Origin of the sequence: Alsobacter ponti (genome assembly GCF_024294805.1) — a bacterium.
Taxonomy (GTDB): domain Bacteria; phylum Pseudomonadota; class Alphaproteobacteria; order Rhizobiales; family Beijerinckiaceae; genus Alsobacter; species Alsobacter ponti.
In genome coordinates, this window is record NZ_JANCLU010000051.1 from 1 (window position 1) to 1,227 (window position 1,227).

The window sequence follows — 1,227 nt, forward strand, 5'->3', positions numbered from 1 at the left end:
CCTGTGTTTTTGATAAACAGTCGCTTGGGCCTATTCACTGCGGCACTTCTTGGCGTTAACCCTAAAGAGCACCCCTTCTCCCGAAGTTACGGGGTCATTTTGCCGAGTTCCTTAACGAGAGTTCGCTCGCTCACCTTAGAATTCTCATCTTGACTACCTGTGTCGGTTTGCGGTACGGGCACCTATTTTCTATCTAGAGGCTTTTCTCGGCAGTGTGAAATCAACGACTCGAAGACACAATGTCTTCTCCCCATCACAGCTCAGCCTTAATGAGTACCGGATTTGCCTAATACTCAGCCTTACTGCTTAGACGTGCAATCCAATCGCACGCTTCGCCTATCCTACTGCGTCCCCCCATCGATTAAAACGATTATAGGTGGTACAGGAATATCAACCTGTTATCCATCGCCTACGCCTGTCGGCCTCAGCTTAGGACCCGACTAACCCAGAGCGGACGAGCCTTCCTCTGGAAACCTTAGTCAATCGGTGGACGGGATTCTCACCCGTCTTTCGCTACTCACACCGGCATTCTCACTTCTAAGCGCTCCACATGTCCTTACGATCATGCTTCAACGCCCTTAGAACGCTCTCCTACCATTGTCCAAAGGACAATCCACAGCTTCGGTAATATGTTTAGCCCCGGTACATTTTCGGCGCAGTGTCACTCGACTAGTGAGCTATTACGCACTCTTTAAATGATGGCTGCTTCTAAGCCAACATCCTAGTTGTCTGGGCAACGCCACATCCTTTTCCACTTAACATATATTTTGGGACCTTAGCTGGTGGTCTGGGCTGTTTCCCTTTCGAACACGGACCTTATCACCCATGTTCTGACTCCCAAGTTAAATTAATTGGCATTCGGAGTTTGTCTGAATTCGGTAACCCGAGAGGGGCCCCTCGTCCAAACAGTGCTCTACCTCCAATAATCATCACTTGAGGCTAGCCCTAAAGCTATTTCGGAGAGAACCAGCTATCTCCAGGTTCGATTGGAATTTCTCCGCTACCCTCAGTTCATCCGCTCACTTTTCAACGTAAGTCGGTTCGGTCCTCCATTCAGTGTTACCTGAACTTCAACCTGACCAAGGGTAGATCACCTGGTTTCGGGTCTACGACCAAATACTAAACGCCCTATTCAGACTCGCTTTCGCTACGGCTCCACATTTACTGCTTAACCTTGCATCAAATCGTAACTCGCCGGTTCATTCTACAAAAGGCACGCCATCACCC

At 49.1% G+C, this 1,227-nt stretch carries 1 rRNA gene; it reads right to left on the reverse strand.

Annotated features, from left to right (window positions below):
• Nucleotides 1-1,227: ribosomal RNA gene (locus NK718_RS21820) — 23S ribosomal RNA — on the reverse strand; the annotation flags it as partial.